Origin of the sequence: Pseudomonas sp. Z18(2022) (assembly GCF_036346535.1) — a bacterium.
In the GTDB taxonomy this organism is placed as follows: domain Bacteria; phylum Pseudomonadota; class Gammaproteobacteria; order Pseudomonadales; family Pseudomonadaceae; genus Aquipseudomonas; species Aquipseudomonas yamanorum_A.
In genome coordinates this window covers 229,737-251,909 of record NZ_JAOTOA010000003.1, presented here as the reverse complement: position 1 = coordinate 251,909, position 22,173 = coordinate 229,737, and the positions used below count along the sequence as shown (strand labels likewise).

General features: G+C 61.3%; 22 protein-coding genes and 1 pseudogene. 9 read left to right on the top strand and 14 right to left on the bottom strand.

All coding sequences use genetic code 11. From position 1 onward, the window contains the following. Positions 1–31: 31 nt before the first annotated feature. The 5 genes from V3W39_RS09245 to V3W39_RS09225 all read right to left on the bottom strand — a co-directional run bounded on the left by V3W39_RS09245 (position 32) and on the right by V3W39_RS09225 (position 4,541). Positions 32–412: a RidA family protein gene (locus V3W39_RS09245; RefSeq protein WP_003213288.1), complete on the bottom strand. Its 381-nt coding sequence runs from the start codon at positions 410–412 to the stop codon at positions 32–34. Positions 413–448: 36 nt separating this feature from the next. Next, positions 449–2,554, bottom strand: coding sequence for a bifunctional GTP diphosphokinase/guanosine-3',5'-bis pyrophosphate 3'-pyrophosphohydrolase (gene spoT / locus V3W39_RS09240; RefSeq protein WP_008439435.1), 2,106 nt, complete (start codon positions 2,552–2,554; stop codon positions 449–451). Between the two features lie 60 nt (positions 2,555–2,614). Then, a complete protein-coding gene (gene rpoZ, locus V3W39_RS09235) occupies positions 2,615–2,878 on the bottom strand; it encodes a DNA-directed RNA polymerase subunit omega (RefSeq protein WP_003176920.1) in 264 nt (87 codons plus the stop codon). A 167-nt stretch (positions 2,879–3,045) separates the two neighbouring features. Further along, a complete protein-coding gene (gene gmk / locus V3W39_RS09230) occupies positions 3,046–3,666 on the bottom strand; it encodes a guanylate kinase (protein WP_010168203.1) in 621 nt (206 codons plus the stop codon). 11 nt (positions 3,667–3,677) lie between these two features. Beyond that, entirely contained in the window at positions 3,678–4,541 is an 864-nt protein-coding gene (locus V3W39_RS09225; protein WP_177043715.1) for a YicC/YloC family endoribonuclease, read from the bottom strand. Between the two features lie 216 nt (positions 4,542–4,757). Here V3W39_RS09225 and rph point away from each other — a divergent pair, with 216 nt between their 5' ends. Beyond that, positions 4,758–5,480 (top strand): ribonuclease PH, encoded by a 723-nt coding sequence (rph, locus tag V3W39_RS09220; RefSeq protein WP_003213280.1) that lies wholly within the window; start codon positions 4,758–4,760, stop codon positions 5,478–5,480. A gap of 22 nt (positions 5,481–5,502) precedes the next feature. Beyond that, positions 5,503–5,871, top strand: coding sequence for a DUF4870 domain-containing protein (locus V3W39_RS09215; RefSeq protein ID WP_088422066.1), 369 nt, complete (start codon positions 5,503–5,505; stop codon positions 5,869–5,871). A 58-nt stretch (positions 5,872–5,929) separates the two neighbouring features. Here V3W39_RS09215 and V3W39_RS09210 read toward each other — a convergent pair whose 3' ends face one another. Next, positions 5,930–6,709: an exodeoxyribonuclease III gene (locus tag V3W39_RS09210; RefSeq protein ID WP_003195493.1), complete on the bottom strand. Its 780-nt coding sequence runs from the start codon at positions 6,707–6,709 to the stop codon at positions 5,930–5,932. 82 nt (positions 6,710–6,791) lie between these two features. Here V3W39_RS09210 and pyrE point away from each other — a divergent pair, with 82 nt between their 5' ends. Beyond that, on the top strand, positions 6,792–7,436 hold the full coding sequence (pyrE, locus tag V3W39_RS09205; RefSeq protein WP_177043716.1) for an orotate phosphoribosyltransferase: 645 nt from the start codon (positions 6,792–6,794) through the stop codon (positions 7,434–7,436). 90 nt (positions 7,437–7,526) lie between these two features. Here the strand turns inward: pyrE and argB are convergent, their stop codons facing one another. The 4 genes and pseudogenes from argB to coaBC all read right to left on the bottom strand — a co-directional run bounded on the left by argB (position 7,527) and on the right by coaBC (position 11,798). After that, the gene (gene argB / locus V3W39_RS09200; protein WP_003213275.1) at positions 7,527–8,432 is read right to left on the bottom strand and encodes an acetylglutamate kinase; all 906 of its coding nucleotides are present in this window, start codon (positions 8,430–8,432) and stop codon (positions 7,527–7,529) included. A 21-nt stretch (positions 8,433–8,453) separates the two neighbouring features. After that, positions 8,454–9,869, bottom strand: a pseudogene (locus V3W39_RS09195) (phosphomannomutase/phosphoglucomutase); the annotation flags it as partial. A 259-nt stretch (positions 9,870–10,128) separates the two neighbouring features. Then, positions 10,129–10,584, bottom strand: coding sequence for a dUTP diphosphatase (gene dut / locus V3W39_RS09190; protein ID WP_003213270.1), 456 nt, complete (start codon positions 10,582–10,584; stop codon positions 10,129–10,131). A 5-nt stretch (positions 10,585–10,589) separates the two neighbouring features. Beyond that, entirely contained in the window at positions 10,590–11,798 is a 1,209-nt protein-coding gene (coaBC, locus tag V3W39_RS09185) for a bifunctional phosphopantothenoylcysteine decarboxylase/phosphopantothenate--cysteine ligase CoaBC (protein WP_010168193.1), read from the bottom strand. A gap of 130 nt (positions 11,799–11,928) precedes the next feature. Here coaBC and radC point away from each other — a divergent pair, with 130 nt between their 5' ends. Next, positions 11,929–12,603 carry a RadC family protein gene (gene radC, locus V3W39_RS09180; RefSeq protein ID WP_177079169.1) on the top strand — a complete coding sequence of 225 codons (675 nt, stop codon included), beginning with the start codon at positions 11,929–11,931 and terminating at the stop codon, positions 12,601–12,603. 58 nt (positions 12,604–12,661) lie between these two features. Here the strand turns inward: radC and V3W39_RS09175 are convergent, their stop codons facing one another. Further along, positions 12,662–14,254, bottom strand: a complete 1,593-nt coding sequence (locus V3W39_RS09175; RefSeq protein ID WP_177043719.1) for an ABC transporter substrate-binding protein — start codon at positions 14,252–14,254, stop codon at positions 12,662–12,664. 458 nt (positions 14,255–14,712) lie between these two features. Between V3W39_RS09175 and rpmB the strand changes: the two genes are divergently transcribed. Then, complete coding sequence (gene rpmB, locus V3W39_RS09170) at positions 14,713–14,946, top strand: 50S ribosomal protein L28 (protein WP_003213263.1); 234 nt, start codon at positions 14,713–14,715, stop codon at positions 14,944–14,946. 11 nt (positions 14,947–14,957) lie between these two features. Continuing rightward, the gene (gene rpmG, locus V3W39_RS09165; protein WP_003176906.1) at positions 14,958–15,113 is read left to right on the top strand and encodes a 50S ribosomal protein L33; all 156 of its coding nucleotides are present in this window, start codon (positions 14,958–14,960) and stop codon (positions 15,111–15,113) included. A gap of 71 nt (positions 15,114–15,184) precedes the next feature. Here rpmG and V3W39_RS09160 read toward each other — a convergent pair whose 3' ends face one another. Next, on the bottom strand, positions 15,185–15,547 hold the full coding sequence (locus V3W39_RS09160) for a cupin domain-containing protein (protein ID WP_177043720.1): 363 nt from the start codon (positions 15,545–15,547) through the stop codon (positions 15,185–15,187). Positions 15,548–15,777: 230 nt separating this feature from the next. On the opposite strand from V3W39_RS09160, the gene V3W39_RS09155 reads away from it, so the two are divergent. Beyond that, positions 15,778–17,271 (top strand): aldehyde dehydrogenase, encoded by a 1,494-nt coding sequence (locus V3W39_RS09155; RefSeq protein WP_177043721.1) that lies wholly within the window; start codon positions 15,778–15,780, stop codon positions 17,269–17,271. Between the two features lie 183 nt (positions 17,272–17,454). Further along, on the top strand, positions 17,455–18,597 hold the full coding sequence (locus V3W39_RS09150) for an MFS transporter (protein WP_259195464.1): 1,143 nt from the start codon (positions 17,455–17,457) through the stop codon (positions 18,595–18,597). 124 nt (positions 18,598–18,721) lie between these two features. On the opposite strand, the gene V3W39_RS09145 is transcribed toward V3W39_RS09150, so the two are convergent. Together V3W39_RS09145 and V3W39_RS09140 are read right to left on the bottom strand one after the other, a co-directional pair. Beyond that, entirely contained in the window at positions 18,722–20,284 is a 1,563-nt protein-coding gene (locus tag V3W39_RS09145) for a phospholipase D family protein (protein ID WP_177043723.1), read from the bottom strand. 62 nt (positions 20,285–20,346) lie between these two features. Continuing rightward, positions 20,347–21,771 (bottom strand): aminotransferase-like domain-containing protein, encoded by a 1,425-nt coding sequence (locus V3W39_RS09140; RefSeq protein ID WP_330212517.1) that lies wholly within the window; start codon positions 21,769–21,771, stop codon positions 20,347–20,349. Positions 21,772–21,936: 165 nt separating this feature from the next. Between V3W39_RS09140 and V3W39_RS09135 the strand changes: the two genes are divergently transcribed. Beyond that, positions 21,937–22,173 (top strand): DUF1127 domain-containing protein, encoded by a 237-nt coding sequence (locus V3W39_RS09135; RefSeq protein WP_177079174.1) that lies wholly within the window; start codon positions 21,937–21,939, stop codon positions 22,171–22,173.

Below are 22,173 nucleotides of genomic sequence, written 5' to 3'. Positions count from 1 at the left end.
GCCTTCCCGTGGAAGCGCTGCGCCGGATGTTTTACTCGATGACCAGAATGGCGTCCATCTCAACCTGCGCGCCCTTTGGCAGGGCGGCAACGCCGATGGCGGCGCGGGCTGGGTAGGGTTGTTCGAAGTACTTGCCCATGATCTCGTTGACCTTGGCGAAGTGGCTCAGGTCGGTGAGGAAGATGTTCAGCTTGACGATGTCCTTGAACGAACCGCCTGCGGCTTCGGCAACCGACTTCAGGTTTTCGAAGACCTGGATGGTTTGTGCTTCAAAGCCTTCAACCAACTCCATGGTTTTTGGGTCCAGTGGAATCTGGCCGGACATGTAGACGGTATTGCCCGCCTTGATCGCCTGGGAATAAGTACCGATTGCTGCTGGTGCCTTGTCGCTGGTGATAACAGTCTTGGTCATGAGGACTCCTTGTAATGGGCGGGGCTAAATGAAGAGCTAGGCGCGCATCCGGGTGATGCGGATGACCCCGGTCAGGGCGCGCAGTTTCTTGATTACGCGGGCCAGGTGCACGCGGTCGTGCACGCTGACCACCAGTTGGACCACGCTGATGCGGCCATCGCGTTCGTCCATGCTGATTTTCTCGATATTGCCGTCGGCCGCATTGACGCTGCTGGCCAGCAGGGCGATCAGGCCGCGCTGGTGTTCCAGCTCGACCCGCAGTTCGACGTTGAATTCGCCGGTGACATCCTTGGCCCACGAAAGCTGGATGCATTTCTCGGGGTTGTGGCGGATTTCACTGATGTTGCGGCAGTTGTCCAGGTGCACCACCATGCCTTTGCCGGCGGACAGGTGGCCAACAATCGGGTCGCCCGGGATCGGCGTGCAGCATTTGGCGTAGCTGAGCACCAGGCCTTCGGTGCCGCGAATCGCCAGCGGGCCTTCGGGGCTTGGCAGTTGTTCGCCTTCGCCCAGCAGGCGGCGGGCGACCACATAGGCCATGCGGTTGCCCAGGCCAATGTCTTCCAGCAAGTCTTCGATCAGTTCCTGGCGGTACTCGTGGAGCATCGCCTGCACGCGCTCGGCCGGGATCTTGTCCAGGGAGCTGTCGAAGCCGTTGAGCACCTTGTTCAGCAGGCGTTCGCCCAGGCTGATGGACTCGGAGCGGCGTTGCAGTTTCAGGGCGTGACGGATGTGGGTACGGGCCTTGCCGGTAACCACGAAGTTGAGCCAGGCCGGGTTCGGGCGTGCGCCCGGTGCGCTGACGATCTCCACCGTGGAGCCGCTTTGCAGCGGTTCCGACAGCGGGGCCAGTCGACGATTGATCCGACAGGCTATGCAGCTGTTACCCACGTCGGTGTGCACCGCGTAGGCGAAGTCGACCGCCGTGGAGCCTTTGGGCAGCTCCATGATCCGGCCTTTGGGTGTGAACACGTAGACCTCGTCCGGGAACAGGTCGATCTTCACGCTTTCGATAAATTCCAGGGAGTTGCCGGCACGTTGCTGCATTTCCAGCACGCCCTTGACCCACTGGCGGGCGCGGGCATGGGTGCCTTTTGGCTGCTCGTCACCGGTGGACTTGTACAGCCAGTGGGCGGCGATGCCGTTGTTGGCCATCTCTTCCATTTCGCGGGTGCGGATCTGGATCTCGATCGGCACCCCGTGCATACCGAACAGCGTCGTATGCAGCGACTGATAGCCGTTGGCCTTGGGAATCGCGATGTAGTCCTTGAAGCGTCCCGGCAGGGGCTTGTACAAATTATGTACAGCACCCAGCACGCGGTAGCAGGTATCGACCTTGTCGACGATGATCCGGAACGCGTACACGTCCATGATCTCGTTGAAGGCCCGGCGCTTGCCGCGCATCTTCTTGTAGATGCCGTAGATGTGTTTCTGCCGGCCGCTGACCTCGCCCTCGATCTCATCGATCGCCAGGCAGTGGCTCAGGGACTCTTCGATCTTGTTGACGATTTCCTTGCGGTTGCCCCGGGCGCGCTTGACTGCCTGGTAGATGCGTGCGGAACGCATCGGGTGCATGGCTTTGAAGCCGAGGTCTTCGAACTCGATACGAATGGCGTGCATGCCCAGCCGGTTGGCGATGGGCGCGTAGATTTCCAGGGTTTCCTTGGCGATGCGCCGGCGTTTTTCGCCGGACAGCACTTCCAGCGTGCGCATGTTGTGCAGCCGGTCGGCCAGCTTCACGAGGATCACGCGGATGTCCCGGGCCATGGCCATGGCCATCTTCTGGAAGTTTTCCGCCTGGGCTTCGGCCTTGGTCTCGAAGTTCATCTGGGTCAGTTTGCTGACCCCGTCGACCAGTTCGGCCACGGTTTCGCCAAATTGCGCACTGAGCGCTTCCTTGGCAATGCCGGTGTCTTCGATCACGTCATGCAGCATCGCAGCCATCAAACTCTGATGGTCCATGTGCATGTCGGCAAGAATGTTTGCCACGGCAAGAGGATGCGTGACGTACGCCTCACCACTGCGGCGGCGTTGGCCGTCGTGGGCTTGTTCGGCGTAGAAATACGCTCGGCGGACCAGGTTGACCTGGTCTGGGCCGAGGTAGGTCGATAAGCGATCGGCGAGGGCGTCTATGCTCGGCAAAGTATTAACTCCTGCCGTTGGCTGTGACCCCGCGCCGTGCTACGTCGACCAGGCATAGGCTTAGACGGCCTCGTTGGACTCGTCCTCGAACGCTGCAAACAGCGGTTCGTCTTCAACGATTTCGGCGTTGGCGATGAACTCGTAGCTCATCAGGCCTTCAGCGATTTCACGCAGGGCTACAACGGTAGGCTTGTCGTTTTCCCACTGGACCAGGGGCTCTTTGCCGCCAGTGGCCAGTTGACGGGCACGCTTGGTAGAGAGCATGACCAGCTCAAAGCGGTTATCCACGTGTTCTAGGCAGTCTTCAACGGTTACGCGGGCCATGGTATTCCTCGGAGCGAATGCAATATGCGCGCTGCCCGGTTGGGCGAGCGGACTGAACAGTTTAAAAAATCACCAGCGTTTAGGGAAGCGCTGATTTTTCGCAGGCCATCGCAAACGCGCTACAAGTGCCAATGTAAAGCCCTTGCAGCGGTTTTGGGAAGAGCCAATCAGCCGAGCAGTTCAGCCAATAATTTGCCGAAACGCTGCTGCTGACGCTTTTGCTGAAGCTGATTGGTGCGGAAAATTGCCTTCAAATCGTCCAGGGCGTGGGCGAAATCGTCGTTGATGATCAGGTAGTCGTAGTCGACGTAGTGGCTCATTTCACTGACGGCTTCGCGCATGCGGCCTTCGATGATCTCGTCGCTGTCCTGGCCACGGTTGGTCAGGCGCTGGTGCAGCGCTTCCAGTGATGGCGGCAGGATGAAGATCGAACGGGCTTTCGGCATCAGCTGGCGCACCTGCTCGGCGCCCTGCCAGTCGATTTCCAGGATCAGGTCGTGGCCTTCGTCCAGGGTCTGCTGCAGGTGGCTTTGCGAGGTGCCGTAGAGGTTGCCGAACACTTCGGCGCGCTCGAGGAAATCACCGTGCTCGATCATCTTCACGAACTCGGTGCGCTCGACGAAGTGGTAGTGCACGCCGTTCACTTCACCCGGGCGCATGGCGCGGGTGGTGTGGGACACCGAGATGCGGATCTGCTCGTCAGCGTCGGTCAGGGCTTTGACCAGGCTGCTTTTGCCCGCGCCCGATGGGGCAGAAATGATGTAGAGGGTGCCGGTGCTGTGGGTCATGTCAGGGTGCCTTACTCGATATTCTGTACTTGTTCGCGCATTTGCTCGATCAACACTTTGAGGTTGACCGCCGCCTGTGTGCTGCGCGGATCAAAGGCTTTGGAGCCCAGTGTATTGGCTTCGCGGTTGAGTTCCTGCATCAGGAAGTCCAGGCGCCGACCGGCGGCACCGGCCGACTTGAGCACGCGGCGCACTTCCAGGATGTGGGTGCTCAGGCGGTCGAGTTCTTCGGCGACGTCGCTCTTCTGTGCCAGCAGCACCATTTCTTGCTCAAGACGTACCGGATCCAGCTCGGCCTGCATGTCGGTGAAGCGGTCCAGGACCTTCTGGCGCTGGGTGGCAAGCATCTGCGGCACCAGTTCGCGCAGGGTCACCACGTCTTGTTCGATGGAGGTCAGGCGGTCGCTGATCAGGCGGGCCAGTTCGGCACCTTCGCGTTCGCGGCCGGCCTTGAGTTCTTTCAAGCCCTGGTTGAACAGGGCAAGGGCCTCGGCATTCAGGGCTTGCGGGTCGGTGGCGTCGGCCACCAGCACGCCGGGCCAGGCCAGCACTTCCAGTGGATTGATGGCGGCAGGCTGTTTGATCAGGCCGGCGATGGTTTCGGCGGCGGCGACCAATTGGGCTGCGCGCTCGCGATCCACTTGCAACGGCTTGCCAGTGGTTTCCTCGGTAAAGCGCAGGGTGCATTCCAGCTTGCCGCGGGAGATGCCTTGGCGCAGTGCCTCACGGACCGCGCCTTCGAGGTCGCGAAACGATTCCGGCAGGCGCAGGTGCGGCTCCAGGTAGCGGCTGTTGACCGAGCGCAATTCCCAGCTCAGGGTGCCTTGGACGCCGGCTTTTTCGACGCGGGCGAAGGCGGTCATGCTGTGCACCATGGAGGTACCTCGCGATGCAGTCCCGCAAACGGGCGGGCTGATGGGTAGATTGAAGCCGACAGGCTGCGAAGGCGCAGGATTGTAGCTCAACGGGACGGGTGGCCCCAAACAGTGGCTTCGCTGCCTGGTTTGTAACAGGATTTTTTAGTCGTGCCGATCAGGGCTGGCGGCTCTATAATGCTCGGCAGTTTTTCGTCCTCCGTACAGGTATCCCCTATGAAACGTCCAAGTGGTCGCGCTGCCGATCAGCTCCGCTCGATCCGCATCACCCGCAACTACACCAAACACGCCGAGGGATCCGTACTGGTCGAGTTTGGCGATACCAAGGTTATCTGCACCGTCAGCGTCGAAAATGGCGTGCCGCGTTTCCTCAAGGGCCAGGGCCAGGGTTGGTTGACCGCCGAATACGGCATGCTGCCGCGCGCCACCGGCGAGCGTAACCAGCGTGAAGCCAGCCGTGGCAAGCAAGGCGGCCGCACCCTGGAAATCCAGCGCCTGATCGGCCGTTCCCTGCGTGCTGCGCTGGACATGTCCAAGCTGGGCGACGTCACCCTGTACGTCGACTGCGACGTGATCCAGGCCGACGGTGGCACCCGCACGGCATCCATCACCGGTGCCATGGTTGCCCTGGTCGATGCGCTCAAAGTCATCAAGAAACGTGGCGGCCTGAAAGGCGGCGATCCGCTCAAGCAGATGATCGCGGCAGTGTCGGTCGGCATGTATCAGGGCGAGCCTGTGCTGGATCTAGACTATCTTGAAGATTCGGCTGCCGAGACCGATCTGAACGTGGTGATGACCAGCACCGGTGGTTTCATCGAAGTGCAGGGCACCGCCGAAGGCGCGCCATTCCAGCCGGCAGACCTGAACGCCATGCTGGCGCTGGCCCAGAAAGGCATGACCGAGATCTTCGAACTGCAGAACGCCGCATTGGCGGACTGATTCAACCCCAAGGAGCTACGCCATGAGTGACAGTCAACTTCCACTGCCGACACCGTCCAAGGAAGTTCGCCAGTGGGCGATGCTCTGTCACTTCGCGGCGTTCTTCGGGTTGATGTTCCCATTCGGCAGCCTGCTCGGGCCGTTGATTCTCTGGCAGGTGAAGAAGGACACGGACCCGTTCATTGATGACCAGGGCAAGGAAGCGCTGAACTTCCAGATCACCGTGGGCATCGCCTGGGCGGTCTGCTTCCTGCTGGGCTTTATCGTGATCGGCTTCGTGTTGATGACCGTGCTGGTGATTGGCGCGGTGGTGATGACGATCATTGCCGGCATCAAGGCCAACAAGGGCGTGGCTTATCGTTATCCGTGGACGTTGCGGTTGATCAAATAACCACCGCCCACAAAAAAACCGACAGCGATGTCGGTTTTTTTGTGCCAGGAAAAAGACCTTAGATGGTCAGTGTCCAGTCGTAGTCCACGATCAGCGGCGCGTGCTGCGAGAAGCGCGGCTGGCGTGGCAGGCGTGCGCTGCGAACGAAGCGGCGCAGGCCCGGGGTCAGCAGTTGGTAATCAAAACGCCAGCCCAGATTCAGCATCTCGGCCTGTTCGTTATCCGGCCACCAGCTGTACTGGTCGCCTTCGCGGCTGACTTCCCGCAGGGCATCGACATAGCCCATGTTGCCGACAATCTCGTCCATCCAGGCCCGTTCCGGCGCCAGAAAACCCGGGGATTGCTGGCTGTCGCGCCAATTCTTGATATCCAGCTTCTGTTGCGCCACGTACAGCGAGCCACAGTAAATGTACTCGCGACGTTTGCGCCGCTGTTTATCCAGATAACGGGCGAAGTCGTCCATTAGCTTGAACTTCTGGTTCAAGTCTTCATCGCCATTCTGCCCTGATGGAAGCAGCAAGGTCGCAATGCTGACCTTATCGAAATCGGCTTGCAGGTAGCGCCCGTAGCGGTCGGCTGTCTCGAAGCCGAGGCCGCTGATGACCGCCTTGGGTTGCAACCGCGAATACAAAGCCACGCCACCTTGGGTGGGAACTTCGGCATCACAGGCATAAAGGAAGTAGCCATCCAGTTGGAAGGCTGGGTCGTCCAGTTCAAAGGCGGAGGCGCGGGTGTCCTGCAGGCAGATGACGTCGGCATTCTGGGCTTGCAGCCAACTGAGCAAACCACGCTCGACTGCAGCCTGAATACCATTGACGTTCACACTGATGATCCGCATAAATGGCCCCAAAAATCGCGTGCGTGTATGATACACGCCGTCTACCTAATTAGCTAAATCCGTGGTATCTGAGGCTTTTTTCATGCAGGCGTATCAACGCGATTTCATTCGTTTTGCCATCGATCGCGGCGTATTGCGCTTCGGTGAGTTCACTCTGAAGTCCGGGCGCACCAGCCCTTACTTCTTCAATGCCGGCCTTTTCAACTCGGGTTCTGCCCTGGCGCAGCTGGGTCGTTTCTATGCGGCCGCCATCGTTGAAAGTGGTATTTCCTTCGACGTGCTGTTCGGCCCGGCCTACAAGGGCATTCCCCTGGCCGCCGCGACCGCCGTGGCGTTGGCTGAACATCACGGGCAGGATCTGCCATGGTGCTTCAACCGCAAGGAAGCCAAGGCACACGGCGAAGGCGGCAGCCTGGTGGGCGCACCGCTCAAGGGCGACGTGCTGATCATCGATGACGTGATCACTGCCGGCACCGCGATTCGCGAGGTGATGCAGATCATCGCTTCCCAGGACGGCGCCAAGGCCGCCGGCGTGTTGATCGCGCTGAACCGCCAGGAGCGTGGCAACGGTGAATTGTCGGCGATCCAGGAAGTGGAGCGCGATTTCGCGATTCCGGTGGTGAGCATCGTATCGCTGAACCAGGTGTTGCAGTTCCTGGAAGACGACCCGCAGCTCAAGCAGCATTTGCCGGCGGTCAAGGCCTATCGCGAGCAGTTCGGCGTTTGATCTGAAAGCCAGGCAATAAAAAAGCCCCACCCCCTGTAGGAGCGAGCAAGCTCGCTCCTACAGGGGGTGGGGCTTTTAGTTTTCCAGTGCTTAAGGGCGCTTGCGATTGCTGATCAGGGTACCCACACCGGTGTCGGTGAAGATTTCCAGCAGGATCGCATTTGGAACCCGGCCGTCCAGGATCAACGAACTGCCGACGCCGCCTTGCACCGCTTCCAGTGCGCAACGGATCTTCGGCAGCATGCCGCCGTAGATGGTGCCGTCGGCGATCAGGTCGTCCACTTGCTGGGTCGTCAGGCCGGTCAGGACCTTGCCTTCCTTGTCCATCAAGCCGGCGATGTTGGTGAGCAGCATCAGCTTCTCGGCCTTCAGCGCCTCGGCCACCTTGCCGGCCACCAGGTCGGCGTTGATGTTGTAGGACTCACCGTTGGCACCCACGCCGATAGGCGCGATCACCGGAATGAAATCGCCTTTCACCAGCAGGTTCAGCAGATCGGTGTTGATGCCGATCACTTCGCCCACCTGGCCGATGTCGATGATTTCCGGCTGGGTCATCTCCGGGGTCTTGCGGGTCACGGTGAGCTTCTTCGCGCGGATCAGCTCGGCGTCCTTGCCGGTCAGGCCGATGGCGCTGCCGCCATGACGGTTGATCAGGTTGACGATGTCTTTGTTCACCTGGCCGCCCAGGACCATCTCCACCACGTCCATGGTCTGGGCGTCGGTCACGCGCATGCCGTCGATGAAATGACTCTCGATGGACAGGCGTTTGAGCAGGTCACCGATTTGCGGGCCGCCACCGTGTACCACCACCGGGTTGATCCCGACGGCTTTCATCAACACGATGTCGCGGGCAAAGCCGGTCTTCAGCTCGTCGCTTTCCATGGCATTGCCGCCGTACTTGATCACCAGCGTCTTGCCGACGTAGCGTCGAATGTAAGGCAACGCTTCGGAAAGGACCTTGGCGGTATTGGCGGCGGCTTCGCGTTCGAGGGTCATTCAGGGCTCCGGTACAAAAAATCAGAACGGTAATTGGAGATCAGGGGCAACACGTTTCAACTGGGCGTGGAACACGTCCTTGATGCGCTGCAACTCAGCCTCGGAATCCGCCTCGAAACGCAGCACCAGCACCGGTGTGGTGTTGGACGCGCGAACCAGGCCCCAGCCTTTGGCGTAATCGACCCGCACGCCGTCAATGGTGGTCAGGTTGGCGCCTTCGCCCCATTGCGCATCGTGCAGTGCGTCAATGATGCTGAATTTGCTCTCTTCGGTCACATGGATATTGATCTCTGGCGTAGAAATATCATCCGGGAAGGTTGCAAACAGGTCTTCGGCGGTGGATTTTTCGTTGCTGAGGATCTCCAGCAGACGAGCGGCGCTGTAAATACCGTCGTCAAAACCGAACCAGCGCTCTTTGAAGAACACGTGGCCGCTCATTTCGCCGGCCAACAGGGCGCCGGTTTCCTTCATTTTCTTTTTGATCAACGAGTGACCGGTCTTCCACATTAGCGGACGCCCGCCGTATTCCTTGATCAGCGGCGTCAGGCGGCGGGTGCATTTGACGTCGAAGATGATCTCGGCGCCCGGGTTGCGTGCCACGACGTCGCGGGCAAACAGCATCAGCAGGCGGTCCGGGAACACGATATTGCCGGTGTTGGTCACCACACCGACGCGGTCGCCGTCGCCATCGAACGCCAGGCCCAGGTCGGCGCCGGTTTCCTTGACCTTGGCGATCAGGTCCACCAGGTTTTCAGGCTTGCCCGGGTCCGGGTGGTGGTTGGGGAAGTTGCCGTCCACCTCGCAAAACAGCGGGATCACTTCGCAGTTCAGGGCTTCGATCAGTTGCGGGGCGATCACGCCGGCCGCGCCGTTGCCGCAATCCACCACCACTTTCAGGCGGCGGGCGAGTTTGACGTCGCGGGTGATTTCGTCCGAATAACGATCGAGAATCTCAACCTTGGTGATGGTGCCGGCACCGCTGGTCAGGTCGTTGGTCTTCAGGCGGGTGTGCAGGGCCTGGATCTGTTCGTTGGCCAGGGTATCGCCGGCGATCACGATCTTGAAGCCGTTGTAGTCCGACGGGTTGTGGCTGCCGGTGAGCATCACGCCCGACTTGCCGGCCAGTACGTTGGCCGCGTAGTACAGCGCCGGCGTCGGCACCAGGCCTACATCGCTCACATGGCAGCCGCTGTCGGCCAGGCCCTGGATCAGTTGCTCCACCAGCTCGGGGCCGGACAGGCGGCCGTCACGGCCTACGGACACGTTGGGCTCGCCCTGGGCCAGGCTCTGGGAGCCAATGGCGCGGCCGATCCAGTAGGCGGTCTCGGCGGTCAGGGTCTTGGGGACCACGCCACGGATGTCATAGGCGCGGAAAATGCTGTCGGGAAATGACGGGGCGACTCGGGCTGCGTTGCTCATTGCGGGGGGGAACTCCATCTGAAAAGGGCGGGGCTGGCCTCAAGGGTGCTGACCGGCAGGCTCAAACTGAAGGGTAAGACGGCGTTTTTGGCATAGAGTTCGTGGTGCAAAAGTGCCATCGGCGCCGGAGCTCCGCCCTTTTGCCCGCCTAATGCCCTGATTTCACTGGGGAAATCTTGCTGATAAGTTCCGCGCATTCTTCATCCTGAAAGGCCATGCGTTGGCGTCAGGCCGGGTGAGGCACCCGGCCAGGTTCGGCTAAGTCAGTTCAGCTTAGTCAGTGGCTGCCGGAATGCCCGAAGCCGCCTGCACCGCGCTGGGTTTCGTCGAATTCTTCGACCAGTTCGAAGTGCGCCTGCACCACCGGCACCAGTACAAGCTGGGCAATGCGCTCGCCGACGGCGATGTTGAACGCGGTCTGGCCGCGGTTCCAGCACGACACCATGAGCTCGCCCTGGTAGTCCGAATCGATCAGGCCCACCAGGTTGCCGAGGACGATCCCGTGTTTGTGGCCCAGGCCGGAGCGCGGCAGGATCAGCGCCGCCAGGCCAGGGTCGCCCACGTAGATCGACAGGCCGGTCGGAATCAGAATGGTCTGGCCCGGCTCAAGCACGGTGTCCTGCTTGAGCATGGCGCGCAGGTCGAGGCCGGCGGAGCCCGGAGTGGCGTAGGCCGGCAGCGGGAATTCGTTGCCGATGCGTGGGTCGAGGATCTTGGCTTGCAAAGCGTGCATGGAAATTAAACCTGGTTCAGCCGTAGGGCGATAAAAGAGATCAGTTGGCGGGCAATCTTGCCCTTGCTGGTCTGGGCGAAAACGGTAGCGTGCAACTCGCGGTCGATCACGCTGATGGCATTTTCCTCGCTGTTGAAGCCGATGCTCGGGTTGGCGACATCGTTGGCGACAATCAGGTCGAGGTTTTTGTCTTTCAGTTTGCGTGCGGCGTAGTCCAGCAGATGCTCGGTCTCGGCAGCGAAACCGACGCTGAACGGACGGTCTTCACGGGTGGCGATGGTGGCCAGAATGTCCGGGTTGCGGACCATTTGCAGGAGCAGGCCGTCGCCGCTTGTAGGGTCTTTCTTGAGCTTCTGTGGTGCAACCACTTCCGGGCGGTAGTCCGCCACCGCTGCCGAAGCGATGAACAGGTCGCAGGGAATCGCCGCCTCACAGGCCGCCAGCATGTCGCGGGCGCTGACTACGTCGATTCGGGTGACGCGATCTGGGGTCGGCAGATGCACCGGACCGGTGATCAAGGTCACCCGTGCGCCTGCCTCGACCGCTGCTTCAGCCAGGGCAAAGCCCATTTTTCCTGAGCTATGGTTGGTGATGTAACGCACCGGGTCGATGTTTTCCTGGGTCGGGCCGGCGGTGATCAGCACGTGCTTGCCGGTCAGGGCCAGGTGCTGGAAGCAGTCGGCGGCACATTGGGCGAGGTCGGTGGCTTCGAGCATGCGGCCCATGCCCACGTCGCCACAGGCCTGGCTGCCGGAGGCCGGGCCGAAGACCTTGAGGCCGCGGCTTTGCAGGAGTTGGGTGTTGGCCTGGGTGGCCGGGTCGCGCCACATGGCCTGGTTCATGGCCGGGGCGATGGCCACGGTGGCGTCGGTGGCCAGCACCAGGGTGGTCAGCAGGTCGTCGGCAATGCCTTGGGCCAGGCGGGCGATCAGGTCGGCGGTGGCCGGGGCGATCAGTACCAGGTCGGCCCATTTGGCCAGCTCGATGTGGCCCATGGCAGCTTCGGCCGCAGGGTCCAGCAGGTCGAGGTGAACCGGGTGGCCGGACAAGGCTTGCATGGTCAACGGGGTAATGAATTCACTGCCGCCACGGGTCATGACCACGCGCACTTCGGCGCCTTGGTCCAGGAGCCTGCGAACCAGCTCTGCGCTCTTGTAGGCGGCAATGCCGCCGCCGACGCCGAGAACGATGCGTTTCCGATACAGACGCTGCATTGGCTTGCCTTTCCAGTTCAGTGATGGCGTTGCGATGCCCCCTCCCCAGGTGAAATCGCACGCAAAAAGATGGCCTAAGATACCACAGCGTCCGCCATGCAACAGCGGCGCACATGCACACGGAGGTGGGATGAGTATTCGCGATTGGCCCGCAGCAGAGCGTCCGCGGGAGAAGCTGTTGGAGTTGGGCGCGGAGAACCTTTCCGACGCTGAGTTGCTGGCGATTTTCCTGCGTACCGGGGTGGCCGGTAAAAGTGCCGTGGACCTGGCACGTCACCTTCTGGCGCAGTTTGGCAGCCTGCGCTCGCTGATGGAGGCCAGGCAGGCGGTGTTCAGCCAGCATTTGGGGTTGGGGGCGGCCAAGTTCGCCCAGCTCCAGGCGGTGCTGGAGATGGCCCGCCGTCATTTGGCCGAGCGTCTGCGTAACGATTCGGTGCTGGAAAGCCCGGTGGCCGTGCGCGACTACCTCAAGGCGCTGCTACGCCACGAGCCCCACGAGATATTCGGCTGCCTGTTTCTCGACGCCAAGCATCGGGTGTTGGGCTTTGAGAAGCTGTTTCAAGGGACTATCGACAACGCCACGGTCTACCCCCGGCAAGTGGTCAAGCGCGCCCTGGACTACAACGCTGCGGCACTGATCCTGTGCCACAACCATCCTTCCGGCAACGCCGAACCAAGCATGGCTGATCGAAAATTGACCAAGGTGCTGCAAAAGGCCCTGGAAATGGTGGACGTGCGGGTACTGGACCACATCATCGTGGGGGAGGGTGACCCGCTGTCGATGGCGGAGTATGGGTGGATGTAGGGTGAAAGCAGCTGCAAGTGGCAAGCTGCAAGCCTCGAGCAGGCTTGCAGCTTGGAGCTTATGGCTTGACGCTGACTTTCGAGTAATCCTGGCGACCAAACGGGCTCACCTGATACCCCTCGACATTCTTGCGCGTCAGGGCAAACGCGGTCGGGTGCGCCAGTGGCAGCCATAGCGCCTGTTGCTGGATCTGCGCCTGGGCCTGTTGGTACAGCTTGCTGCGCACGCCTTGTTCGCTGGTGGTCTTGCCGGCGCTGATCAGCTTGTCCAGCGCAGGGTCGCAGTAGCGGGCGAAGTTGGTGCCGGACTTCACCGCCGCGCAGGAGAACTGCGGCGTGAGGAAGTTATCCGGGTCGCCGTTGTCGCCGGCCCAGCCCATGAACAGCAGGTCGTGCTCGCCGGCCTTGGCGCGGCGGATCAGTTCGCCCCATTCGATCACGCGGATTTCAGCCTGGATGCCGACCTTGGCCAGGTCTGCTTGCAGCAACTGCGCGCCCAGGCTTGGGTTGGGGTTCAGCAGGCTGCCCGACGGCCGGGTCCAGATGGTGGTCTTGAAGCCATCCTTGAGCCCGGCGCGGTCCAGTAGCTGCTTGGCCTTGGCGATGTCTTGCGGATAGCCCGGCAATTCCTTGGCGTAGCTCCAGGTGTTGGGCGGATACGGGCCGTTGGCGGCTTCGGCGGTGCCTTCAAATACGGCCTTGAGGTAGCTGGCCTTGTCGAAGGCCAGGTTGATCGCCTGGCGAACTTCAGGCTTATCCAGCGGCGGATGCTGGCTGTTGATGGCGACGAACGCGGTCATGAAGGCTGCGGTTTTCTCGATCTTCAGGTCAGCGTCTTTCTTGGCGGCATCGATGTCCAGCGGCTTGGGCGACAAGGCGATCTGGCATTCGTCGCGACGCAATCTCTGCAGGCGCACGTTGGCGTCCGGGGTGATCGCAAAGATCAGGTTGTCCACCGCAGGCTTGCCGGCGAAATAGTCCGGGTTGGCCTTGTAGCGAATCGTCGCGTCTTTCTGGAAACGCCCGAAAACGAACGGCCCGGTGCCGATAGGCTGGCTGTTGAGCTTCTCGGGTGTGCCGGCCTTGAGCAGCTTGTCGGCGTACTCCGCCGGGTAGATCGAGGCAAAGCCCATGCTCAATGCGGCGAGGAAGGTCGAGTCGGCGTGGTCCAGGGTAAAGCGCACGGTCAGCGGGTCGAGGGCGTCGATCTTTTTGATCAGCGTGGGCAATTGCAGCGACTGGGCGTGGGGGAAGCCGCTCTGGGCGATCTTGTGCCACGGGTTGGCCGGGTCGAGCATGCGCTCGAAGCTGAAGCGCACGTCTTCGGCGGTCAGGGTGCGGCTTGGGGTGAAGTACTCGGTGCGATGGAATTTCACATCCGGGTGCAGCTTGAAGGTGTAGGTCAGGCCATCCGGCGACACTTCCCAACTGTCCGCAAGGCTCGGGACCAACTTGCCGCTGGTGGCGTCGAAGTCCACCAGGCGGTTCATCAATACGTCTGCCGAGGCGTTGGTGGTGGTCAGCGAGTTGTATTGCACCACGTCGAAGCCTTCGGGGCTGGCTTCGGTGCAGACGCTCAAGGTGGTGGCCGCCTGGGCGTGTGCAGCAATAAAAAGAGGGGCTAGCAATAGCGGTAGGGCAGCGAGGCGCATATTCGGTTTCCTTTGCAGATCGAAGGCCCATCTGCGAGTGCAGTCTGGAAAAGTCCTACCGTAGTGGCCTGATTCACAAATGACTAGCCCATTTTTGCCTGTGCTTTTGCCTCAAATACTGTTTTGATGGCGCCTCAGGTCGTTTTGCCGAGCACTTTGCAGTGCGTGCGGGCGCTGTAAATCATTCTGTGCGACGAGCGGTTAGCTTCTATAGCGGCCCACCCTGGCAACGGCTCAGGCGTCCATGGCCTGGATTTACGCGTGTAAAAACACACGGCCTGTTGTTGCACTGGGGTCTTTCTGGTATAAAGCAGCGCTCTTTTCTAGGGGCCCGGTTCCTTCGCTAGTAGGTGTAGCCGGTAAGACCCTAAAGAAACGCGGCGCCTGGCGCCAAATGACTGAGAGATTAAGCGGCCAACCCATGCCGGGTTGGGCATGTGGTTTTAGAGGGCTGAGGCATGTCGAGAGTCTGTCAAGTTACCGGTAAGGGTCCGGTGACTGGGAATAACATTTCCCACGCAAACAACAAAACCCGTCGTCGTTTCCTGCCAAACCTGCAGCATCATCGCTTTTGGGTTGAAGAAGAGAAACGTTTTGTCCGTCTGCGCGTATCTGCCAAAGGCATGCGTGTTATCGACAAGCGTGGCATCACTGTCGTGCTGGCCGAACTGCGCCGCGACGGCAAAATCTAAGGAGCTAAATCATGCGTGAATTGATTCGAATGATCTCTAGCGCCGGTACTGGTCACTTCTACACTACCGACAAGAACAAGCGTACTACCCCGGACAAGCTCGAAAAGAAAATGTTCGACCCGCGCGTTCGCAAGCACGTGATCTACAAAGAAGGCAAAATCAAGTAATTGGTTTTCTTTCTTGTGAAAAAAAGCCCGTATCTCACGATGCGGGCTTTTTTTTGTGCCTGAAGAATTGATCAGGCCTTTTCTTCGAACACCACGTAGATCTTGCGGCACGGCTCCAGCACTTCCCAGGTGCCGCTGAAACCGGCCGGGATGACGAAGCGGTCGCCGGCCCGCAAGGTCTTGGCGTTGCCATCGGCGTCACGCAATACAGAGACGCCCTGCACGATCTCGCAGTACTCATGCTCGGTGTAGTTGACCTTCCACTGCCCGACGTCACCCTCCCAGACCCCGGCGCTCATCTGGCCGCACGGACTGTTGTAGTGGTTGTAGACGGTTTGCTCGGGATCGCCCTTGAGGATTTTCTCCGCGGCCGGACGGTAGCGGTCAGGTTCGGTCCTGGCCTGGCTGAAGTCGACGATATTCTGGATGTTCATGGGTGTGTCCCGTCTGGCCTGCGGTTGGAGAGCTCAAAGTCTATGTTTATTAAAATGAACATCGCAAGGGCGTTTGCTGGCGTTATGTCAAATATATTGAAACATCCATCGTCGCTGGTTTAGGGTGGCAGCTGCCTTGAGCCGAACAGCTGGCTGGCCGGGCAAGAATTCTTCGAAGGTGCCTGGGTACATCGCCCGGCCCTTGTATTCAATAAGAGGAGGACACTCGCATGACCACCCTGACCCGTGCCGACTGGGAACAGCGCGCCAAGGATCTGAAGATCGAAGGCCGCGCCTACATCAATGGCGAATACACCGCCGCCGTTTCCGGCGACACGTTCGAATGCCTCAGCCCGGTCGATGGCCGCCTGCTGACAACCGTTGCCAGCTGTGACGTCGCTGACGCCCAGCGTGCCGTAGAAAACGCCCGCGCCACGTTCAATTCCGGTGCCTGGTCGCGCCTGGCGCCGGCCAAGCGCAAAGCCACCATGATCCGTTTCGCCGGCTTGCTCAAGGCCAACGCCGAAGAGCTGGCCCTGCTTGAAACCCTGGACATGGGCAAGCCAATCAGCGATTCCCTGTACATCGACGTTCCCGGCGCGGCGCAAGCCCTGAGCTGGAGCGGCGAGGCCATCGACAAGATCTACGACGAAGTCGCAGCCACCCCCCACGACCAACTGGGCCTGGTGACTCGTGAGCCAGTCGGTGTTGTCGCGGCCATCGTGCCGTGGAACTTCCCGCTGATGATGGCCTGCTGGAAACTCGGGCCGGCGCTGTCCACCGGTAACTCGGTGATCCTCAAGCCGTCTGAAAAGTCGCCGCTGACCGCCATCCGTATCGCTGCCCTGGCCGTTGAAGCCGGGATCCCGAAAGGCGTGTTCAACGTGCTGCCGGGTTATGGCCACACCGTGGGCAACGCCTTGGCGCTGCACATGGACGTCGACACCCTGGTGTTCACCGGCTCCACCAAGATCGCCAAGCAACTGCTGATTCGCTCCGGCGAGTCGAACATGAAGCGCGTCTGGCTGGAAGCTGGCGGCAAGAGCCCGAACATCGTGTTTGCCGATGCCCCGGACCTGCAAGCCGCCGCCGAATCCGCGGCCGGCGCCATCGCCTTCAACCAGGGCGAAGTGTGCACCGCGGGTTCGCGCCTGCTGGTAGAGCGCTCCATCAAGGATAAATTCCTGCCGCTGGTGATCGAGGCCCTCAAGGCCTGGAAGCCGGGCAACCCGCTGGACCCGGCCACCACGGTCGGAGCACTGGTGGACACCCAGCAGATGAACACCGTGCTGTCGTACATCGAGGCCGGGCACGCCGATGGAGCCAAGCTGGTGGCCGGTGGCAAGCGCACGTTGCAGGAAAGCGGCGGCACCTATGTCGAGCCGACGATTTTCGACGGCGTGACCAACGCCATGAAGATCGCCCAGGAAGAAATCTTCGGCCCGGTACTGTCGGTGATTGCCTTCGACAGCGTGGAAGAAGCCATCGCGATCGCCAACGACACCCAATACGGCCTGGCCGCTGCGGTGTGGACGTCGAACATCTCCAAGGCGCACCTCACCGCCAAGGCACTGCGTGCCGGTAGCGTGTGGGTCAACCAGTACGATGGCGGCGACATGACCGCGCCGTTTGGTGGCTTCAAGCAGTCGGGTAACGGCCGCGACAAGTCGCTGCACGCGTTCGACAAGTACACCGAGCTGAAGGCGACCTGGATCAAGCTGTAAGTAACACTCGCAATCCCCTGTAGGAGCGAGCTTGTGTGGGAGCTGGCTTGCCTGCGATAGCATCACCGTGGTGTGACTGACACACCTCGGTGCCTGCATCGCGGGCAAGCCCGGCTCCCACATGGGTAAGCTCCTACAGTTCGTTTGCAGCCCTGAAAAATAATGATCCACAGGAGCGTGGAAATGCGTTGGGCGACCTATTTCGCCGTGCTGGCGTCGGTCTTGAGCGTGGGCCTGGCCCTGGGCGTGAGCATGCCACTGGTGTCCCTGCGTCTGGAAAGCTGGGGCTACGGCAGCTTCGCCATCGGTGTGATGGCCGCGATGCCGGCCTTCGGTGTGCTGCTCGGCGCCAAGGTCTCCAGCGGCCTGGCCTCGCGCCTGGGCACGGCGAACCTGATGCGCCTGTGCCTGTGGGGCGGGGCGATTTCCATCGGTTTGCTGGCGGTATTGCCCAGCTACCCGGTGTGGCTGGTGCTGCGGCTGATGATCGGGGTGATCCTGACCATCGTGTTTATCCTCGGCGAAAGCTGGATCAACCAACTGGTGATCGAACGCTGGCGCGGCCGTCTGGTGGCGCTGTATGGCTGCAGCTATGCCTTGAGCCAGCTGTCGGGCCCGTTGCTGCTGGGCGCGCTGGGCACCGATAACGACATTGGCTTCTGGGTGGGCGTCGGCCTGCTGACGTTCTCGCCGATCCTGCTGCTGGGCCGCTCCGGCGCGCCCACTGCCGAGTCCTTCAGCGTGACCTTCGGCGACCTGCTGCGCTTCTGCCAGGGCTTGCCGGCGATTGCCTGGGCGGTGGCGTTATTCGCCGCATTTGAGGCAATGATTCTTACGCTGTTGCCGGTGTATTGCCTGCAGCAGGGCTTCACCGCCGAGATCGCCCTGGCGATGGTCAGCACCGTGGTGGTCGGTGATGCGTTGCTGCAGCTGCCGATTGGCGCATTGGCGGATTACCTGCCTCGACGCACGCTGTTTCTCGGCTGTGCGCTGATGCTGCTGGCGACGAGCCTGGCGATTCCGCTGCTGTTGGAGACGCTGATGATCTGGCCGGTGTGGGTGCTGTTCGGCGCCAGCGCCGGCGGGTTGTTCACTTTGTCGCTGATCCTGATTGGCGAGCGCTACCGCGACGACGCGCTGGTGCGCGCCAATGCCCACATCGCGCAGCTGTGGGGCATTGGCTGCCTGATCGGGCCGTTGGTGGCGGGTGCCGGCAGCCAGTGGATCAGCGGGCATGCCTTGCCGCTGCTGATGGCGGCGGGAGCGTTGGGGTTGGTGGTTCTGCTGCTTCGCCAAGGAGCATTCGGGGCTGTGCAGCCAGCCTGAACTTGAAATGCGATCACCTGTGGGAGCCGGGCTTGCCCGCGATAGCGGAGTGTCAGCACCGGATACGTAAACTGACACTCCGCCATCGCAGGCAAGCCAGCTCCCACAAGGCTCTGTGCTGTTCTTAAAGCATGCGTTCCAGCCCGACGGATGTGGCGAACCAGGCATTGAACCGGCGCCACCAACTGCCCGGTTCGCGGGTCAGGGTGTGCAGTTGGCCGTTGTCTTCGGTCACCCATACCACCTGGCCATCCTGCAGCTTCGCCTCGTAGCTGAGGGCCGGCGCCATACCTTCCAGTGCCAGGTTGCGCACGTGCTCCGCCAGTTCCGGGCTGTCCACCAGCACTCCGACTTCGGTGTTCCACAGCACCGACCGCGGGTCGAAGTTGAATGAGCCGATGAAGGATTTCTCCCGGTCAAAGATGATCGCCTTGCTGTGCAGGCTGGAATCCGAGCCGTGGAAGGTGCCTTTGCGGAACAGATGCGGGCCACTGCCGCCGCCGTCTCCGGGCTGGCGGCGCAACTCGTACAGCTTTACCCCGTGTTCCAGCAGCGCCTTGCGATAGGGCGCATAGCCGCCGTGCACCGCAGGCACGTCGGTGGCTTCCAGGGAGTTGGTCAGCAGGCTCACCGACACCCCGGCATCCGCACGACCCGTCAGGTACACCAGGCCAGGCTGCCCCGGTACGAAATAAGCCGAAATCATCATCAGCTCATGGCTGACACCTTCCAGCTCCGGCGCCAGTTGGGTGGTCAACAGCAGCCGTGGATCCGGGTCGGCCTTGGCCAGGACTTTGCTCGGCGCGTCCCACAGTGCCTGGTTCCAGGCCCAGATCAGCTCGCGGCGCCAGGTGTCCATGCGCGGCTGGGTCTTGTAGGTGCGCAGGCGGTTATACAGCGCATGATTCTGCTGGCGTGACTGCGCAAGGGACTCCTCCAGGCGTACGCGAGCGCTGGCCAGGTCGCCTTTGGAGGCGCTGCTGACGAAGTCGCCGATGGGCTTGCTCAGCGCACTGTTCCAGTACTGATCGAAGCTGTGGCCCAGTTGCTCGGCCACCGGGCCCACGCTGAGCATGTCGATATCGGTGAAGTTGAGGTTGGGTTCGGCATCGAAATACTCATCCCCCAGGTTGCGCCCGCCGACGATGGCCACACTGTTGTCCGCCAGCCACAGCTTGTTGTGCATGCGCCGGTGTTGCAGCGAGAGGTCGAACAGCCGCGCCATGGCCCGCGTCACGCCGGTGCTGCGGCCCAGGTGCAGCGGGTTGAACAGGCGGATCTGGATCTGCGGGTGGGCGGCGAGGGTGGCGATGATCTGGTCCAGGCCGTCGCTGGTGGTGTCGTCCAGCAGGATGCGCACGCGCACGCCACGGTCGGCGGCCTTGAGCAGTTCATCCACGAGCATGCGGGTGCTGATGCCGTCGTGGACGATGTAGTACTGCAGGTCGAGGCTGGTCTGGGCGTTGCGGATCAGTTCGGCGCGGGCCATGAAGGCTTCGCTGCTGTTGGGCAGCAGGCGGAACCCGGAGCGGCCTTTGTATGGCGCGGCCTGGGCCTGGATCGAGCGGCCGAATGACGACTCACTGGCTGGCAGCGCCTCGCTGGGTGTGCGCGGCGTATCAATTGTGGCGCAGCCGCCCAGGGCCAGGATGCCCAGCAGGAAAAACGGTAATAGCCGTTGGGTCATCAATGACATGGGTTCCGGATCAGCGCAGTTGTCGGCATATGACGGCTATTTCCCGAGAAAGGTCAGTCCACTGTTTCGGCCAGCATCCTGATGGCAGTTGCACCGACCTTGCGCACAGCTTCTTCGATTTGTGGCGTTGGCTTGGCAGCGTAGTTCATGCGCAGGCAGTTCCTGTACTTGCCGGACGCGGAAAAGATGCTTCCCACAGCAATCTGTACACCTTCATCCACCAATACCCGGTTGAGCTTCAAGGTGTCGAAGCCTTCGGGCAACTCCACCCACAGCATGAAGCTGCCCTGGGGACGGCTGGCACGGGTGCCCGCCGGGAAGTAGCGGCTGACCCAATCGAGCATCAAGTCGCGATTACGCTGGTATTGGGTACGCATCCGCCGCAAATGCGGTTCGAAATGCCCGTTCTTGAGGAATTCGGCAATGGCGATCTGCGGCTGGGTCGCGGTAGAACCGGTGCTGATGTATTTCATGTGTAGCACGCGCTCCAGGTAACGACCGGGTGCAACCCAGCCGATCCGCAGCCCGGGCGCCAGGGTTTTCGAGAAGGAGCTGCACAGTACGACGCGGCCATCTTCGTCGAAGGATTTTATGGTGCGTGGACGCGGGTAGCTGTAGGCCAATTCTCCATACACATCGTCTTCGATGATGGCCACGTCAAAACGCTGGGCCAGGGTCAGCAGAGCGCGTTTACGCGACTCCGGCATGATGTAGCCCAGCGGGTTGTTGCAGTTGGGGGTCAGCTGTATGACCTTGATCGGCCACTGTTCCAAGGCCAGCTCCAGCGCGTCCAGGGTGATGCCGGTGAGCGGGTCGGTGGGGATTTCCAGGGCCTTCATGCCCAGGCCCTTCAGGGTTTGCATGGCGCCGTGGAAGCTTGGCGAGTCGACGGCAACAATGTCGCCGGGCTCGCAAATCGCGTGGATGCTCGCGGACAGCGCCTCGTGGCAGCCGGTGGTGATCACCAGGTCCTGGGGCGTCAGTTGGCAGCCTGAATCGAGCATCTGGCGGGCAATCTGTTCGCGCAGGTCCAGGTTGCCGTGGATGGTGTCGTAATACAGCCCCGGCATGTCCTGGCGTCGACTGATCCGCGCCAGGCTGCGCAGCAAGGGTTTCATGGTTGGCGACAATACATCCGGCATGCCACGGCCCAACTGTATGGTGTCTTTGCGTGGCACTGCGCGGATCAGCTCCAGCACCTGGTCCCACTGGGAAATCTCCACCGGGCGCTGGGCCGGGCGGCCTACGGCGGGCAGGGCCGGCAAGTCGCGGCCTACCGGCACGAAGTAGCCGGACTTGGGTTTGGGCATCGCCAGGCCATTGTCTTCCAGCACACGATAGGCCTGCTGCACGGTGCTCAGGCTGACCCCGTGCTCCACACTCAAGGCCCGCACCGACGGCAATCGATCCCCCGGGCGATAGAAGCCCTGCTCGATGCGCGTGCCCAACAGTTCGGCGAGGTTGACGTATAGCGTCATGGCGATACTTCCTGGTGACCAGTACAGATAGCCTGAAAATACAGGATTCAGCCGCAGATAGGCAGGTTCTGTATGGATTTAATACTAGATGGTTGAATCTGTCATGGTTTCGCCCGCCGGCTCATCCTACGGACTCATGGCAATGCGTAAATGAGGGGCAGGAAAATGAGCGGTTTGAGCGATGTGCGGTTGGCGTTACACAGTCAGGAACTGGAAGCCGGGCAGGAGCGGCGCATGGTGGCGCGCACCGCGGCCTGCGCATTCAGTTCATGGGCGCTGTTCTGGCACCGCATACACACGCGCAAGACCTTGCTGGAACTGACCCCGGAGCAACTGCGTGACGTGGGCCTGAGCGCCGAACAGGCACGCCGGGAAGGGTTGAAACCCTTCTGGCGCGGTTGA

Bases quoted from the DNA above. Each gene is read 5' to 3' on its own strand.
- rpmB (WP_003213263.1), top strand. From the start codon at position 14,713: ATGTCGAGAGTCTGTCAAGTTACCGGTAAGGGTCCGGTGACTGGGAAT.
- V3W39_RS09160 (WP_177043720.1), bottom strand. From the start codon at position 15,547: ATGAACATCCAGAATATCGTCGACTTCAGCCAGGCCAGGACCGAACCT.
- V3W39_RS09225 (WP_177043715.1), bottom strand. From the start codon at position 4,541: ATGGTGCACAGCATGACCGCCTTCGCCCGCGTCGAAAAAGCCGGCGTC.
- V3W39_RS09175 (WP_177043719.1), bottom strand. From the start codon at position 14,254: ATGCGCCTCGCTGCCCTACCGCTATTGCTAGCCCCTCTTTTTATTGCT.
- V3W39_RS09145 (WP_177043723.1), bottom strand. From the start codon at position 20,284: ATGACCCAACGGCTATTACCGTTTTTCCTGCTGGGCATCCTGGCCCTG.
- dut (WP_003213270.1), bottom strand. From the start codon at position 10,584: ATGCACGCTTTGCAAGCCAAGATCCTCGACCCACGCATCGGCAACGAA.
- V3W39_RS09155 (WP_177043721.1), top strand. From the start codon at position 15,778: ATGACCACCCTGACCCGTGCCGACTGGGAACAGCGCGCCAAGGATCTG.
- V3W39_RS09215 (WP_088422066.1), top strand. From the start codon at position 5,503: ATGAGTGACAGTCAACTTCCACTGCCGACACCGTCCAAGGAAGTTCGC.
- gmk (WP_010168203.1), bottom strand. From the start codon at position 3,666: ATGACCCACAGCACCGGCACCCTCTACATCATTTCTGCCCCATCGGGC.
- rpoZ (WP_003176920.1), bottom strand. From the start codon at position 2,878: ATGGCCCGCGTAACCGTTGAAGACTGCCTAGAACACGTGGATAACCGC.
- V3W39_RS09245 (WP_003213288.1), bottom strand. From the start codon at position 412: ATGACCAAGACTGTTATCACCAGCGACAAGGCACCAGCAGCAATCGGT.
- rph (WP_003213280.1), top strand. From the start codon at position 4,758: ATGAAACGTCCAAGTGGTCGCGCTGCCGATCAGCTCCGCTCGATCCGC.
- rpmG (WP_003176906.1), top strand. From the start codon at position 14,958: ATGCGTGAATTGATTCGAATGATCTCTAGCGCCGGTACTGGTCACTTC.
- V3W39_RS09150 (WP_259195464.1), top strand. From the start codon at position 17,455: ATGCGTTGGGCGACCTATTTCGCCGTGCTGGCGTCGGTCTTGAGCGTG.
- argB (WP_003213275.1), bottom strand. From the start codon at position 8,432: ATGACCCTCGAACGCGAAGCCGCCGCCAATACCGCCAAGGTCCTTTCC.
- coaBC (WP_010168193.1), bottom strand. From the start codon at position 11,798: ATGCAGCGTCTGTATCGGAAACGCATCGTTCTCGGCGTCGGCGGCGGC.
- radC (WP_177079169.1), top strand. From the start codon at position 11,929: ATGAGTATTCGCGATTGGCCCGCAGCAGAGCGTCCGCGGGAGAAGCTG.
- V3W39_RS09140 (WP_330212517.1), bottom strand. From the start codon at position 21,771: ATGACGCTATACGTCAACCTCGCCGAACTGTTGGGCACGCGCATCGAG.
- V3W39_RS09135 (WP_177079174.1), top strand. From the start codon at position 21,937: ATGAGCGGTTTGAGCGATGTGCGGTTGGCGTTACACAGTCAGGAACTG.
- pyrE (WP_177043716.1), top strand. From the start codon at position 6,792: ATGCAGGCGTATCAACGCGATTTCATTCGTTTTGCCATCGATCGCGGC.
- V3W39_RS09210 (WP_003195493.1), bottom strand. From the start codon at position 6,709: ATGCGGATCATCAGTGTGAACGTCAATGGTATTCAGGCTGCAGTCGAG.